Here is a 15,736-nt window from a genome sequence, read left to right as displayed (position 1 = left end):
TCTTTATTATGGTTCAGATTCCTTGTAGTAGTTTAGATTCACATACAGCAGTTTGCAAGTTAATCAGGTATACCTTTTTAACTCAAGAGCCAGTATAAAGCCTATTTTACTCCTAACTCCTGACTGCTGCTGTATCTAAAAATGGCAATGCTGACCTGGCTCGTTCTAAGCCTCGGCATTGTCTGTTTTTTTGGCTTTTGCTTTACCAAAATAGGACTTATATAGCAGTCGCCAAAGCCGTTAGGACAGTTCGCGGGAAACGCGCCTTCAAGAGCGTACTTTGTGATTTTATTGCTGTCCTAAGCTCCCTGTCCGTTGCTATACCAATTCTATGTGAGGCTGCGCTTTATTCACGTAGGGGCAATACCCTGCGGTCAGCTAAAGCTACATGAATTGACCCTACAGCGCAGTTTTGGGTAAGTCCCATAGGCGCATCTTCAAAAAGAAATGGTATTACGCAAAAAACCTCTCAAACTCTTATTTCTCTGCGTCCTCTGTGGTAGCCTGCGGCAAGCCGAAACGTCTACGATTTTCCGTTGCTTGTGCGTAAGTCATGTAAAAGCAAAAATGCCACAAAATCCCGTATTTGCTAAATGTAAGTATTGCACTTTAGACTAACCAACGATAAAAGACTCAGCCTATGTTAGAAAAATTAAGGGTAGAAATGCTATACTATTTTATAAAAAATTATTAGAATAAATACGTTTTTTTGCTTAGAAAGGGAGTAGCTATTTTGTTGAGTATCAAAGCTTTGTCAGTAATTTGTACAAGTACATCGTTATTCGTATTAGGTGTTAATGAAATAGCCTCTGCTTCTTCCTTTAATCCGACACCTGTATTTGACAACGTTGCTAGCTACACTACTACTATTACCGAAGATAATAATCTAGCTGATATTTACTATCCTAATCCCACAGACTTAAAAACAAGCAATTATTCCTTTCCAGTAACGCTATTACTACAAGGTGCATTAGTTGACAAATCAAATTACTCTAATTATGCTCAACAAGTCGCCCGCTATGGATTTGTAGTAGTCGTGCCAAACAGCAAGCGTACAGTTACAACATTTGGTGAAGCATTATTACCCCAAACAAGCCAAATTAATACAGTTTTACAACAAATTGTAGTTGAAAATAAGAATGCTAGTTCCCCGATTGTCGGCTTGCTGGATACAGAGAAAGTAGGATTATTGGGTCATTCCTTGGGCAGCGCCGTAGGATTATCTGCAATTGGAAATTTATGCGTGACACCAACACTTTGTCCGCGTTCTTTCTCACGACCTAAGCAAATTGTAGCAGGAGCATTCTTTGGTGCTAATCTTCGCAATCAGAATGATGTTTATCTTCCTATTAACAATGATGGAATACCAGTTGCGCTGCTGCAAGGGGATCGTGATGGCAGAGCGCTGCCTTTCCGGGCTAGTTTAACTTATGACAAAATTAAAAATCCACCTGCTGCACTGATTAATATCAAAGGTGCCAATCATTTTAGTATTACAAATACAAATAATCCTGCTGGTGCAATTCCTGACCCGATAAATACTACTCTTAATCAAGATGTGGCTATTGAAACAATTGCACGTTGGAGTGGTTTGTTTTTACGTGCAAGTATTCTTAATGATAAAGACGCTTTTAATTACGTTTATTTCACGGGTGATGCTGCTGACACCAATGTAACAGTAGAGAGTAAACGTGTTCCTGAATCGGCATCGCTTATACCTTTGGGGGTATTATTTGCTTATTTTACGATAACTCAACTACGAAAAAGAATAAATGAATCAAAACATCATTAAGACTTAGGCATACTCAAGCGGATTGATTTTAAAAGCCTCGATTAAAATCCAAACCTGTTAGTAATAAAGCAATGAGTAATTAGCAAGATTATTCTTGAACTGCAACTATTCATTAAAATGAACTTTTTAAATGTAAAGGAATTTGAACAATAACATAATTTGATCCAGTGAATAATTATAAATGCCAGCGAATTAATTAACCATCAATTCGATGGTGGCTAGACGCATTGAGTTATTTTCTAGGAAAATAGGCGCGATCGCAGTAAAATTACCAATGGTGTGGTTACAGAGAAAAAAACAAGCAGCTAATTAGAAATAACTTTCATTTGATCAACGTTAATGGAGATGTTATGGAACCTGCTCTTTCCCTTGCTGGCTTAAACATCCTCGTAGTTGATGATGATGAGGATAGCCGCTTTTACATTACTACTGTGTTGGAAGCTGATGGAGCCACCGTCATGGCAGTTGCATCGGCAGAGGTAGCATTGAAAGTACTACCTGAGTTGCAACCAGATATCTTGATTTGTGATATTGCTATGCCTGGTGAAGATGGCTACACCCTCATCCGCAAGATCCGGGCGCTGAAGCCTGATATTTGGGGAAAACTCCCCGCGATCGCCTTGACTGCATACAGCGATAGCGAGTATCGTAGCCTTGCTCTGGAAGCAGGCTTTCAGACTCATGTGGCTAAACCAGTTGATCCAGGAGAACTAGTTGCGATCGTCGCAAATTTGGTTGCTTCTGATCAGATTTAACACAAAGATCCAGTCATTTGTCAATCGTTATTTGTTATTTACCTCATCTTTTATCATGTTCTTGATCATATTTTTTAAATGCAGAAATCAAGGTTTTACAACATCATTTTTGGTTAGGACTTACGCACAAGTTACGGAATAACTATTTAGCTCCAGTTTCAAAGCTAATTTGCTCAGACTTATATGCTGGTGGCTCAACGTGAATTAAAATCCTGACTGGACGAAACCGTTCTTCTAATCGGCTTTCTACTTCTTCGGTGAGGTGGTGGGCGGTTTCTACATCTGCTGCATCAACTATTAAATGCATTTCAATGAATACTTGACGACCAAGAACACCGCGAGAGGCAATATCATGACAGTTAATTACACCTGGAACAGAAGTAGCGATCGCATGTATTGCTTCTGGTGCGATCGCCATTTGATCCACAAGCCAAGGCAAATTCTCTTTTAAAACTGACCAACCACTCCAAAATACCAACAAAGCGACAGGAAAAGCTAACACCAAATCCATCCATTGATAACCTAGCCAAACTCCTATCAAGCCGCCGATTACAGAGATTGTCACCCAAATATCGCTCATCGTATGTGTCGCGTCAGCAATGAGAATTGAGCTACCTACCCGCCTACCCACACGACGTTCGTAAAAGGCGACAAAAATATTCACGCCCAGCACAATTAGTAATAACCACAACTCCGGTGGCGATATTTTTACAGGTTCACCACCACCTTTGAGAATTCGTTCGATTGCTCCTCGGAGAATTTCAAAACAGGCTATTCCTAAAAATGAAGCAATTCCTAAAGCTCCGACTGCTTCAAATTTGTGATGTCCATAGGGATGTTCGCGATCGGGTTGTGGAGAAGAAAATTTACTCGCAATTAATCCTAAAACGTTGTTGGCACTATCTGTCACACTATGTAAGGCATCAGCTAGCAAACTCAAAGAACCTGTCCAGTAGCCCACAAGTGCTTTCAATCCTAGTACAAACAGGTTGAGCAGTAGGGTAATAATTAAAACCTTTCGCACTTCGGCGCGGTTATCGTAAATCATAGATAATTTCTCACATCAAGTTCTATGACTTCTAATGTATAACTCCAAACACAAATAAATACAAAGAAAATGTATCAAACTCTTACGCTGTAAGGATTAATTCTCTCGATAATCTTTTAAATTAGCGGAATCTATTAAGACTCTTTCTTAACTAAAATACGCTCCAAGCTTTATAGCTATTAGTAAGAGCTTTGCTTTTAAGAGCGGATCTTTCCCGTTAAGAGGATGTTTGAAAAGTCTACGGTTGTATCGAGATCCCTGACACGGGGTTAGTGTAATTCGAGAAAAAAGAAGCTTCCCAATATATTTTGAGTTATTATCAAAACTGGCTATTAGCAATTTTGATGAACAGAAAAGCATTTTATCTCAAGTCTTCGCAATTGTTAATAATTGTCATGTATGTGTATTAGAAAACCGATAATTTTGTTCAGTCAACCTAGCCTTTTGTCTCGCCTCGTCAGATATTCAGGATTTTTTCAATAGCTAATGTTATCACTAGCAACCCAAACTTTGATTTATGCTATTCTTATTAAATACTAGTTAGCGATGGCTACGCCCGCCTAATGCATCGCACATAATTTACAATAGTAAAAAGCTTTATATAGTAACTTTTTCAAGTATTTATTGCTAACATAGTTTTATTCATCTTATTTATTTTTTTGACATAAAGGAAGCGGTAGAACCATCGCCAATTTGAGTTGATGAAGCAATCGGCTATTTTGATCAATACAGCACGAGGAACTATTGTAGATCCAGATTCTCTGTATCGTGCCCTTGCAAATGGTGAAATCGCCGGTGCGGCTGTGGATGTTACCAAAAAAATGGGTAAAAGCCCCGTGCTAGAAGCACGGCTTTTTTATTTTCCGGTTCAAAGACCGGATCAACTCTCTAAGTACTTCTGTTTGGTTCCTGGCCTCTTGTTCGCAGTAAAGCATAAGCCAAATCTTTTTCCTGTTGAGTCACACTCTTATGTGATAAATATTTCCGGCTTCGACATTGATAAATACCTCAAGGTGTGGTATTTTAATTATAGTGGATAAGGTAATCAACCACTTAAAACACCTTGCTGTCGAAAGACTTTTCTGTACCTTGAAAATTGAATCTATGCGGTTCTACTGCATCTTTCTAGACTCCACCTCGCAGTAGGTAAAAGATTCAGAGGAGCTAGACGAACAGTATTTTGAAACATTTTTTGTTTCAAATCCAAAAAGAACTTGGAGTAATCCAACTAGGGTAGGGCATACCCAAAGTCGCTTGAGGAGAGTCCCACCTCTGGGTTAGAAACTGCAAGGGATCTAATTTAAGTGGTCTCGTTGATTCAAGAATCCCCGTCTCTTTAGAGCGGGGAGTGTCAAAGAACCAGAACCGCTCCCCAGCGATAGCCCATTGTTGACCCTAGATAATCTGATTATTGCACCTCATATTGGGAGTGCCATCTGTCAAACGCGCTCAAAAATGGCAACAATGGCGATCGCTAACTTAATCGCGGGATTGACAGGTAATCATTTGGCTGATTGTGTTAATCCTGAAGTTTACAATTTTTAATTTAGCGATCGCAGAACTTCTAAGCCAGTAGAGAGGAACACAATTTGTCTTCGAGTTCGATTTCGTGTTCTTGAGTGGCGACAATAGCCTGAGTAATCACACGCTGGCTGTCAAAACCGACTGCGTGTAATTGCAACCACTGTTGAGCTTCATTGCCTTCGCGGAGGATTTTGTGCAAAGGGGAAAGGAAACAGCTAAAGCCTTGTTGTTTAGCGATCGCCCAAACATCTTGGTACATTTGGGAAATCCAATCTCTGGCTAAGATGCTTCTGCCATCTTGCCAATGCCTCAAATGAGCATCGAGACTACCAACAGCAGCAGCAGCTTCATTCTCAGCAGTCAGGGTGACGAGTTCTTCAGCAGAAAAGGTACTTTGAGTTAACGGATCGATGCTGGGATCTTTGATTATTTGCAACAAACGCGCTTCTAATAAGGCACTAATCGCTAGCAAGGCAATGGGATCGGTGACTAAATCACAAATTCGCAATTCTAGGCGATTCAAGTCGTATGGACGGCGATCGCCATTTGGACGCACTGATGCCCACAAATGCCGTATATTTTGCATTGTTCCAGCAGCGAGTTGATCTTCCACCCACTGAATATGATCGGCGTGACTGGCAAATAACGGCACATGGCTAGGCGTTTGCGGAAAGAGTCCCCAACGGGTGGAGTGATACCCAGTAGTTTTGCCATCTAGGAAGGGAGATGAGGCGCTGAGGGCGAGAAATAGAGGTGCTTCCATACGGATTACCCGACACGCCCGGATTAATACTTCTGGGTCGCTGATGCCGACATTAATATGTACGCTGGCGGTGACTACTTTCGTCCCGTAGGTGTTCTCAATGTAGTCATGATAGGGGTTTGCTGGATCGGAACGCAGAAAGCGATCGCTCCCACCCAAAGATAAAGTACTTCCCGGTATCAGGGTGTAATTGCCCAAGTGATTGAGGTAGTTTCGCAACTCTCGCCGGGGACGCAGCAAGGCACACAATAAATTATCGTAATTAGGGGATGGTTGGGTTATGTATTCCACGTTGCGGCTATCTGGCTCCCGCATAAACCCATCCAAATCTGCAACAATCTTGTCGGAGAGACCAACGATTTCACCTTGAGGCGTGCCAGTGTAAATCTCAATCTCAAAGCCTTTTAATAAAACCACCTTGTTCTCCTTGGCTCTCTCTGCCTATAAATTGTATCGAATAAGACGAATTTCTGTATCTATCTTTAAGTCAATCAAAGGTTAAAAATCATTTAATTGCCAACTGACACGAAATCAGGAAGACAGATTTATTAGTTGTCTTCCAAAAAATTATTACTATTGAAGTATGAAAAATATCCTAATATATGTTAATTAAGGTACAGAATAAAATCAGCAGGTGAATCACTCTTTTGGGCAATATTGAGACGTAGAAACTGCGCCCATACATCATCACTAAGTAAGTTTAAAGCCATTTTAGGATTATTAGTAGCGATCGCGCGGATAACTTTACGCCATCCCTGTTGCAATAATTCAACAAAAGCTTCTTCAATAGAAACTTGATTCAGCAACAAAAGTGCAGTTTTAAAACTTGTTGAATCAGCTTGTATATTCTTGGACTTTAACCCCTGAAGTGCCACATTTAACCACACAGGCAGAAGTTCCAGCCAGTTATTTTGCTGTATTTTTTGGAGTGCAATATCTTCCATAGCTAGCGCACCCCACATACATAAAGACTCTACAGCAAGTTGAAAATCGCGGTTTTCTAGAGCATTTTCCCATAATTTTTGAGCGTGATTTTGGAAGCGATTAGCGAGAAATTCATAAGCTTCCTGAACTTGATGGGGAATTGCAACTTTATAAACTGACTCGCCTCGTGGTAGGTAGTCGCCGCGATAAGATAGCCAGTTATGAGATCCACAAAGATGGATTTCCCGATCAACTATTACTTCTTTGACATGGGAATCTCCCAACCAAAAAACCTGTACAGATGGTAAACCATCAGGTGTTTTTATCGCTCGAAGTTTTTTCTCTACTTCTGGTGGAATTGGTTTATCTTCATCTTCTTCTCGCCGCGCAATTCCATGTCCAATTAAAATCCAAACTCCGCGATTAGCTAATTTCTGTAACAGAGTTATAAATTTTTCATTGACAACTGCCTGATTTACCCAAGGAGAATAAATTAGAACCTGATTTTTAGCCGAATTTAAAACTTCTGAAAAAGCTTGGCTAATTTGTCCATCGCGTAACTGTACCGCTTCACCTACCACTACTTTTTTACCAGCTTTTGTGGCAGTTTCTAGCGCCTTTTGGCGAATCTTTTCCAGTCTAGCCTCTATTTCAGTGTTTTTTTGCTTGAGAATGACTTCACGTTCAAAATTGATGGTTTCGGTTGACAATTTACATAATGCTTGCAAAGATATTTTACCTTCAGCGTGTAGCACTTCCAAGCAATTTGATGCTGACTCTAAAATTTGCTTTCCATTTCTGATTTGGATGCTCAACTTCTCTTCAAGGGCATCGAAGATAACGAAAAGCGATATCTTTCTCCAAATTTTTTGAGCCGAAGCTAATACTTTATAGGAAGTAACAATTTTTCCCTCTTCTGGGACATGAAGTGCTAAACCTGAAGCCTGAATACTTTTTTGGATTTCATCAAGCGGTAATAAAGAAATATCAGTAATTGTATGATCAATAGTTATAAAGTCTGCCAAGTCAGGCAAACTTATCACTATTTCGTTTAAGGATTCAGATTGAAAGGTGATCTTGTCGCTTAAAGGGTCTGTAATAGCATAAATTTGTATAGGATATGCCGGCTGTGGTACAGACCCTTTTTCATAAAATGAGCGACCTTCAGGAGTGACTGTTAGTGGCGATGTTGCTGATAGAGTTTGTAATGTCCGAAGAGTTGCAGTAGTAGTTTTAATAAATACAGAATCAAGCCCCAGTACAGAGGCTAATTCATCCTCTGTTGGCGGAGGTTGAAATTCAATAGCAGCGCGGATAATAAATTCTTCGAGTACGTTAAATTGGCGAGGTTCTTTGATATTTACTTCTACCAGCGTTTGGCGCAAGCTATAGCGGAATTGACGCGCTGCTAAAACTGACAAACTAGAACTTTGCGCTTCTATTTCGTCTACCAAATTCTTAAGATTGTCATCAATAGGTTTAGCTGAAGAGCCGAGAAACATCAACGAAAGCTCCATGTAGACGCACGATGTTTGAAACATTGGAGTACATACTCCCAACTTGTCCACCCTGCTGGGTAAATAGCGAATGACAACCCACAATTACTAGTAATTCTTGAGCGCGGGAAAAAGCAACGTTAACTCGTTCTGGCTTTTTGGCAAATCCCACATCTCCTCTACTATTATTACGAACCATACTCACAATTACAACAGGTCGTTCCATCTGACTTTTCCCGTTAAGTCTCTTTTGCAAGCTCCCAACCGTCATAGAGGTCGTGCAATTTTAACCCTTTTTTATAGGTGTTTTTTGTCTAATACCAATTCTATGTGAGGCTGCGCTTTATTCACGTAGAGGCAATTCATGTAGCTTTAGCTTCCCGGAGGGTATTGCCCCTACAGCACAGTTTTGGGTAAGTCCCATAGGTGCATCTTCAAAAAGAAATGGTATAAGTCCCACTAAGTCTAGTATTCCCAAATGCTGGCAAGGAACAACATCTTCAACTTCTGCTGCTTTGCTTATTTGGGGTAGTATTGCCCACCAACAATAAAATTACCGACTTCTTAAAGAAGTCGGTAATCTAAGCTTTTCAATTTTCACAAATCAAATAAAATTACTATCTACTGTTGTATTGTCAATACTACACAGTCACTCAAAACAGAAATTTAGAACGAAAAATGTTAGCTTTGGTGATGGCTAATTTGTCCAGTATATTGCCTCAATTTTATATACCAAATTATTGAGATTATTCTTAATAGGTTTAGCAGAAATCGCTAGCTATTTGTGAAGCGCCTGCTGAAAAGTCTTGATGGCATCAACATGATTCACCATATTAATGCAGCGTAACAACAAATCCAGATTGATCCCTTTAACCTCATCACTACTAGAAACCCTTTCATACTGAAGTGCGTTGCCTTCTTTTTGCAGGTGATAAACTTCTAACACTCCATCTTCCCAGAACCACACTTCTGGAATCAACAGCCGCTTGTATGCCTCCAGTTTGTTGATACCGGCAGTGGTAAACACCACCTCGATCGCCAAATCGGGACGCACCGGACCAGGGACAAGTTTATAAGATTCATCCACCTCTGGCTTGACAGCACCCGATTCACTTTCTAAGGTCATTGATCCAGTTGGAGTAAAGTCAAACCCTGCCATGAGCAGGTAAAGTTCTAACAATGCGGCAATTCTCTTCTTAACAGTTTCGTGGGGTTCTCCAGGCATTCTTCGGATCTCCAAAACACCATCCAGGAAAGACAGCCGATATCCTGGACGGTCTAATAACTGCTCAACTGCTTTGAATTCTCTCCAAGTCAGTCCTTCAAACAAAAGGGGTGATTCTTTTGTGGGTGTAGCGTAGACGCTTTGCGGCTTGTCGTCAGACATCGCTGCTGGGGTCATAAAAGTCTCCAGTCTGTTTCTAAATGAGAAATAATCAGTTTTGGAGGGCAGTTTGTTAATTGTAACTTCTTTCTAGGAGCTTAAAAATTATTTTTTCTCACCTTTTTATATTTGCTGTTTCTCACCTAAGCCTTTAATTAACAACAAAACAACTTTTCAAATAATTCGAGTATCTATCTTGCTATGATTTGCATCATGGTGAAGCGTTTAGCATAAATTTTCACCGCTCATAACTTTTCAAATAGTCTCTTATACACTAAGACAACATTGCAGGTAATTCGCTAAAAGAAATCACATATTTCTCTCCAATATTGCGTTTCAATATCTTAATCGCCGCTTCATGATATTCCTGCCCACCACTAGAAGCACAACCATCTGATACTACGAACGTCTCAAATCCAGCATCAAAGAGTCCTAAAGCTGTAGCCATTACACAAGCATCTGTATCAACTCCACACACTGCGACTGTAGTAATAGCATTATTTTGCAGTGCTTGGAGTAGGGCAGATGACATCACAAAAGAAGTAGCAGCATGAGCATGAGAAAAAAGAAAACGGGATATAAGATTTACTTGGAGCAAGGTAGGTAAAATTGGAGAATATGAAGGTTTATTAAACGTTTTGCTGACAACCGGAATTAAGATTTTAGAAAGCTCTGTTTCCTGTCCTGACACCATCTCGTTCCAGTTGAGTTGACGTGAAAAGTTAGGATTCCGGTTAAAAAAGCGAGTTGCCCAAACCTGATGAAACTTACTAGCATTATTAACTACCTTTGGTACAACCGCTTCACATTCAGGTGTGATAAAAAAACCATTTTGTAAATCTACCGCTAACAAAATCCCTTTACGTTGACTTAATGAAGTAGACTGCGCCTGTACTTTCATAGCGGAGGCAAGTTGGACAGTTGGCAATGTTCCTGTCAAGGTGATAGCACCGTGAAGAACATTTCTTCTATTGATTCTATTTTCTAACATAGGGGTTGCTGAAAAAGAAAGAAAAGGTGACAGTCTCTAGATTATCAGACCAAAGAAGTATATTCCAGTGCAAGATAAGGAGGTAAAAGGTCATTCGGGTTTGATAGCTCACCCTTGTTTCTACACGATTGTCTACATAGTTTCTATACCAGATGATGCTATATGTATTTAGGGTTACACAAGTAACATTTTGTGAGATGCTGCTGATATTATAAGCTGTCAAAAAATTGTATGATAATGATAATTAAAAAGAGTACAGCTTGATTGTTTTCTAAGTAAAGAACTATACTGATTAATAATATATTTATTAACATTATGGGCTGATAGCTCAACTCCACTCCTCAGTCTTCTTTAGAAAACTTTAGCTATTAGCCTCAGAATTCATTCTGAGGCGATTGTTGGAACTGGTGCAAGATTTCAGTTACACAATTCTTGAGATTGTCATCAATTGGTTTAGCTGAAGAGGCGATAAACATCAACGAAACCTCCATGAAGACTGACAATATTTGAAACTTCGGAATACATACTTCCGACTTTACCTGATTGATGGGTAAATAAATTATGACAACCCACAATTATTAGTAGTTCTTGAGCGCGAGAAAATGCAACATTTACCCGTTCTGGTTTCTTAGCAAATCCCACATCTGCTTTACTATTGTTGCGAACCATGCTAACAATTACAACAGGTCTTTCCATACCTTGAAATCTGTCTACTGTACCAGTACGAATTTCTAGTGAAGGGAAGAGTTCAGATTGCAGACGTTCATCGATTTTTCTTAATTGAGCGCCATAAAATGTAATTACGGCAATTTCTTTTTTTGGTTCACCATTAGCAACTCTAGAAGCCCAAGTAGTCTCAAACTGCTGACACAGACGTTCAATCGCATCAATTTCTGGAGTATTAAAGTAAGAAGTTCCATTTCGTTGCTCTAAAAACTGATTTTCAATCGGCGTTTTTACCCAAATAAGATGCTGAGATTCTTGGATGATTTCGCTTGCTAAATGATGTGCGCGTTTTGTATCCGGCTCCAAAATACCAGATTCTAGTTTACCGTCATAAAATTGATTGATTGCTCCCATAATAAATGGATGCATTCGATATTGTGTAGTTAGCATTTGTTTGATGCTTTCATCAGCAGATTCAAACTGACTTTTAAACAGTGATTCTTCTAAGAATTGTAGTTCTTCTCGTGTATTACCAATGGTTTGAGCAACTTCTTCTAAAGTGCTAGTATCAAGCATGGGTGGTAATTGCCGATGATCACCTACCATGACTAACTTTTTGCCTTTCAAAGCTGGAATTAATAACTCTGGTGGAGTACACTTACTAACCTCATCAATGATGACGACATCAAAGGATTTGAATTCTTCCGAAAAACCTCTATTTGCAGCTTGAACACAGGTGATACCAACAACATTGGCATTATCTAAATAAATGCGTCTTAAATCATCGCGGTCGCCTTCAGTTGGATTTCTTAATTTTCCTATCCAATCTTGAACAAAATTCTGATATTTTTTGAGATAATTTTCTTCATTTTCGAGTTGCTGTTGCCAAGATTCAAACTGAATATTAAGACCGCGCAATAACTCTAGATTAAATAAGTCATCAGCAAATTTTTCTGGTTTAAATTTATCCGGTATTCTTTGCCATTCTGTCAACCACCAAGTTCTTTCTAATATTAAATTTTGTGATGGTTGTGGTTGTAATTTCTCTTCTACTTCGCGGAGATAAATTTGTAATTTCTGAAGCTGCTGTAGAGAAGTTTCAGTTTCTTGTTTTAGTTTTGATAAATCCTCATTTAGAGAATGTTTGATCACCTTCAACACAGCAAAAGGTTCCAAGGATGAAATTAATATTTCAAGTTGACTGATGCAAGTTACCCAATAATTGAATTGATTTGAGAATTCTTGCGGTTGCTCCCAAATATATGATTGTGTTGTGAGATATTTTTCAACTAGAATGCGTAATTGAGCAAATATATTTTTTTGATTCAGTTTTTGTAAGATATTTATAACTTGTCCAAGTTGCAAATTAGCATCCTGTTGCGCTTTTTCTACTTCAGCTTGAGTAATGGATATTTGCTGTTGGCTGATTTCATTTTTCTGAAGTTCATTTAATTGTCGTTGTAGATGCTGAAGCTGTTGTTCAGTTTCCGTTTTTACTTTTAAAACGCATTGACGCGCATTTATAAGGATAGTATCGAGCAATTCTTGTGTAAGCTGGGTGAGAGTAGAATCAATGTTATTCCATTCCCATGATGCACCATAGGTTTTTTGCATTCTAATTAAAAAAACCTGGGTATTCTCAACTAGTAATTTTCGCTGTTTTGTGGTAAGTAGTTGATAATTGTTAAACTGTTGATAAGTTTCATGCCATTGGATGCCATCGCACTTTGATAGCACCATTGGCATCTGACTAAAATTTTGTTGTAAAAAATAGCTAAAATTATGCTGTTTACCCCGCCTATCAGTAAAACCTCCGTCTATTTCATAAGCGATCGCTTTTGCCAATAGCTCCCAGTCTGGTAGGTTAATATTGTAAGCTTTTGGTACTATTGGTAATTTTAAGGTATTAGCAAACATCAACAAACCTAGTGGTAAGTCTACTAAATTTTCTGTTAGTGGTAAACCTGATTGATGACATTCTTTCAAGGTTTGATACAGATGTGAAAATGCTCTAGACTTCCATTCCTTAACTGCTGAGATAATATAATCAATTTCTCGTTTACGGTTTTGCCAAATCTGGATTGTTTGCTGTAGGTTTTGCAGCTTGGTAAGATATTGCTGATAATCTGGTTGTAGCTGATTTAACGAGGCGAAATTCTGTTTAACAACCTGTACCCGCGCTGCAACTTCTGATATGGCTTCACTTGCATCTTGAGCATGAGTAAAAGCAGTTTTAAATTCAGAAATTTCTGTTGCTACAGTTTCACACAACCAAACCGCTAAACCAAAAGCACCAACCGTCGGTAGCACCAAGCCAAGTTCTTCAGTATATTTGATGGCTTTACGAACATTTGCTAAAAATTCTTCTACTAAAGTGTTGCCTTCTGTATACGGCTTAAGAAGTGGCAAAAAATCTGTAACTTCTGGAGATTCCCATCTGACATTTGGTGCAGTATTTAGGATATTTTCTAAACCTGCAATTAGTGATTCAACCTCATTTTGTTTGCCTACGGTTTCGTTGTAAGATATTTCTTGATTTTTAAAACTTGCCTCTATTTTTAGCTTGTTTTTATAGAATTTATTTTGTTGCTGATTAAATTCTTCCTCGGCTTGTAAGTAGGCTGTGAATCTTGGCGATGATCCCACTAATTGACTGAAAATTTCGATATTTTCGAGCCGTTGAGTAAGATTGTTTTCGCAATCATTCGCTGTATTTTCTAGCCATCTGCCAATCACTTGATCTTCTAAAAATGGCTGTCCTTCTTCCCCAACTTTTTCGGCTCTCCCCTTGCGTACAGCCCGAATTACTGGGTTGTGAACTAATCGACTCAGGGCATTATCTACTGCTAAATTGGCTTGAGAAGCAATTAAAGTGCGTCCACCGCGAAGCGCAATTTGATAGCAAATCTCGGCAATTACGGTAGTTTTACCAGTACCCGGTGGTCCTTGGATGAGAACAAGATCCTTAGCGGCAAGTACCTTTTCTACTGCTGCTTTCTGGCCAGCATTAGCAGAAGATAACAACAAATCTTGTGGTTGAAGTTCGATAGTTGTTTTGATTTGTCTAGCCTGAGAAGCATCGAATAAAAAGTTGCCCAAGTAGGGATTCTGGGTATAACCGTTATTCAAATCATCTAAAGCTTTTTTCTTACGTTGAATCTGCTGAATATCACCAACTGCCTCGAAACATAAAAATCCGGTAGCTGGTAATTGATAACGTTCTGCTGCCATGTGTTCAGCTAAATCGCGTTCTAACCTGAGACTAATAATACAACGGTTGGGGTCAACATCTTCAACAGTCCCTAGTTGGCGGCCATTAATCCAATTTTTTCCGATGGGAGCAGTTTCAAAAAGTTTTAAATCTTCGTTTTTTGTCCGTCTTGCTCGTTCCCAAAAGTTTTCTACATCGAGGGAATTTTGATAAAAGCCGTCAAGGGTGGCTGAGGTTACATCAATTTCAAAACTGATTCGCCTTTTAAAGTTATAGTTATGACTTAGATAACGCACACAAAATTGACGCGCTTTAGCAATTTTTTCCTCAATTTGCAAAAATGCTTTCCAAGCTTTAAGCTGATCTTCTGTAGGCACATGATCGCCACAAACTGGCGCGGCGGCGATGCGTTTTAATGTCGCTGGCGGAATGTCGAGATGATGCTGATGATTTGACAGCAAACGTAAGCGACAAGGCACAGCATAACTATCAGCGTGTCCCCGTGAGGGTTGTAACAACTGAGCCGATAGTATTTTTAAGCCGCCACGTCCATCTTTTGATACAGCCGCTCTAAATCCTAACGTTTTTCTGAGCTTCTCAAGTCTTGCGGGTAACTGAAAATCATCGCTGTCTGTTGCGATTGTCAAATCCCAAATTTCTTCTCTTGACTCTTTCCCTGCACCCTTGCGACGCACATAAAATAGAGAAGGTTTTTTACCGACACATTCATACATTAACTCATTGGCGCGATCGCGCCGCTCCCTAAATTCAGAACATGATTTCAGGGCAGTTTCACCTTCAAGATGGCGAATAAAACTATCAATTGCTGAAGCTATAAACATATAGCCCCAATCTTCAGAGCTTGTTTTAATTTTTGAGGCTTTTGCTGTTAGTTTGTTTGCCTCTAGACGAATGCGTTCTGCCTCGGATTCTGAGATACTGCTGTTATGGCTTTTGACTGCAATTTTGAGGCGATCGCAAATTACTAATAGCTTCTTGCTATCTAAATTTAATTCTTTTGCTAGTTCGTAGATTCTGAGTTTAACTTTGTTCATCCAGTAATGCCTTTGCTGACAAAATAGGGTTTAAATTTAAACGCAGAGGGACGCTGAGGTAAGCGCAGAGGAGCGCAAGGCTTATTTTAGTCCCATTCGCTACCAATTAAATTTGGCAACACTCTGC

The 15,736-nt window shown here is 39.3% G+C and carries 9 protein-coding genes and 2 pseudogenes; 4 read left to right on the top strand and 7 right to left on the bottom strand.

What is annotated here, in order from left to right:
* The first annotated feature begins 733 nt into the window (after positions 1-733).
* Together V7K15_RS08720 and V7K15_RS08715 are read left to right on the top strand one after the other, a co-directional pair.
* On the top strand, positions 734-1,792 hold the full coding sequence (locus V7K15_RS08720) for an alpha/beta hydrolase family protein (RefSeq protein WP_334904835.1): 1,059 nt from the start codon (positions 734-736) through the stop codon (positions 1,790-1,792).
* Positions 1,793-2,142: 350 nt separating this feature from the next.
* Positions 2,143-2,547 carry a response regulator gene (locus V7K15_RS08715; RefSeq protein ID WP_334904833.1) on the top strand — a complete coding sequence of 135 codons (405 nt, stop codon included), beginning with the start codon at positions 2,143-2,145 and terminating at the stop codon, positions 2,545-2,547.
* A 142-nt stretch (positions 2,548-2,689) separates the two neighbouring features.
* Here the strand turns inward: V7K15_RS08715 and V7K15_RS08710 are convergent, their stop codons facing one another.
* Positions 2,690-3,595 carry a cation diffusion facilitator family transporter gene (locus V7K15_RS08710; RefSeq protein WP_334904831.1) on the bottom strand — a complete coding sequence of 302 codons (906 nt, stop codon included), beginning with the start codon at positions 3,593-3,595 and terminating at the stop codon, positions 2,690-2,692.
* Positions 3,596-4,287: 692 nt separating this feature from the next.
* Between V7K15_RS08710 and V7K15_RS29935 the strand changes: the two are divergent.
* Together V7K15_RS29935 and V7K15_RS08700 are read left to right on the top strand one after the other, a co-directional pair.
* Positions 4,288-4,635, top strand: a pseudogene (locus V7K15_RS29935) (NAD(P)-dependent oxidoreductase); the annotation flags it as partial.
* Positions 4,636-4,981: 346 nt separating this feature from the next.
* Entirely contained in the window at positions 4,982-5,140 is a 159-nt protein-coding gene (locus tag V7K15_RS08700) for a hypothetical protein (RefSeq protein ID WP_334904830.1), read from the top strand.
* Positions 5,141-5,159: 19 nt separating this feature from the next.
* Here V7K15_RS08700 and gshA read toward each other — a convergent pair whose 3' ends face one another.
* The 6 genes and pseudogenes from gshA to V7K15_RS08670 form a co-directional block, all read right to left on the bottom strand.
* Entirely contained in the window at positions 5,160-6,299 is a 1,140-nt protein-coding gene (gene gshA, locus V7K15_RS08695) for a glutamate--cysteine ligase (RefSeq protein ID WP_334904828.1), read from the bottom strand.
* A gap of 188 nt (positions 6,300-6,487) precedes the next feature.
* Positions 6,488-8,347 carry a hypothetical protein gene (locus V7K15_RS08690; protein WP_334904826.1) on the bottom strand — a complete coding sequence of 620 codons (1,860 nt, stop codon included), beginning with the start codon at positions 8,345-8,347 and terminating at the stop codon, positions 6,488-6,490.
* Positions 8,286-8,528 (bottom strand): annotated as a pseudogene (locus V7K15_RS08685) (AAA domain-containing protein); the annotation flags it as partial. The gene V7K15_RS08690 and the pseudogene V7K15_RS08685, both read right to left, overlap by 62 nt.
* A 552-nt stretch (positions 8,529-9,080) precedes the next feature.
* Positions 9,081-9,704: a Uma2 family endonuclease gene (locus V7K15_RS08680; RefSeq protein WP_334904822.1), complete on the bottom strand. Its 624-nt coding sequence runs from the start codon at positions 9,702-9,704 to the stop codon at positions 9,081-9,083.
* 256 nt (positions 9,705-9,960) lie between these two features.
* On the bottom strand, positions 9,961-10,677 hold the full coding sequence (locus V7K15_RS08675; RefSeq protein ID WP_334904820.1) for a cysteine hydrolase family protein: 717 nt from the start codon (positions 10,675-10,677) through the stop codon (positions 9,961-9,963).
* A gap of 453 nt (positions 10,678-11,130) precedes the next feature.
* Positions 11,131-15,609: a translation initiation factor IF-2 N-terminal domain-containing protein gene (locus tag V7K15_RS08670; RefSeq protein ID WP_334904818.1), complete on the bottom strand. Its 4,479-nt coding sequence runs from the start codon at positions 15,607-15,609 to the stop codon at positions 11,131-11,133.
* Between the last annotated feature and the right edge of the window lie 127 nt (positions 15,610-15,736).

This window comes from Nostoc sp. (assembly GCF_036919815.1).
GTDB lineage: Bacteria > Cyanobacteriota > Cyanobacteriia > Cyanobacteriales > Nostocaceae > Nostoc.
This window is presented reverse-complemented; position numbering and strand designations above follow the sequence as displayed.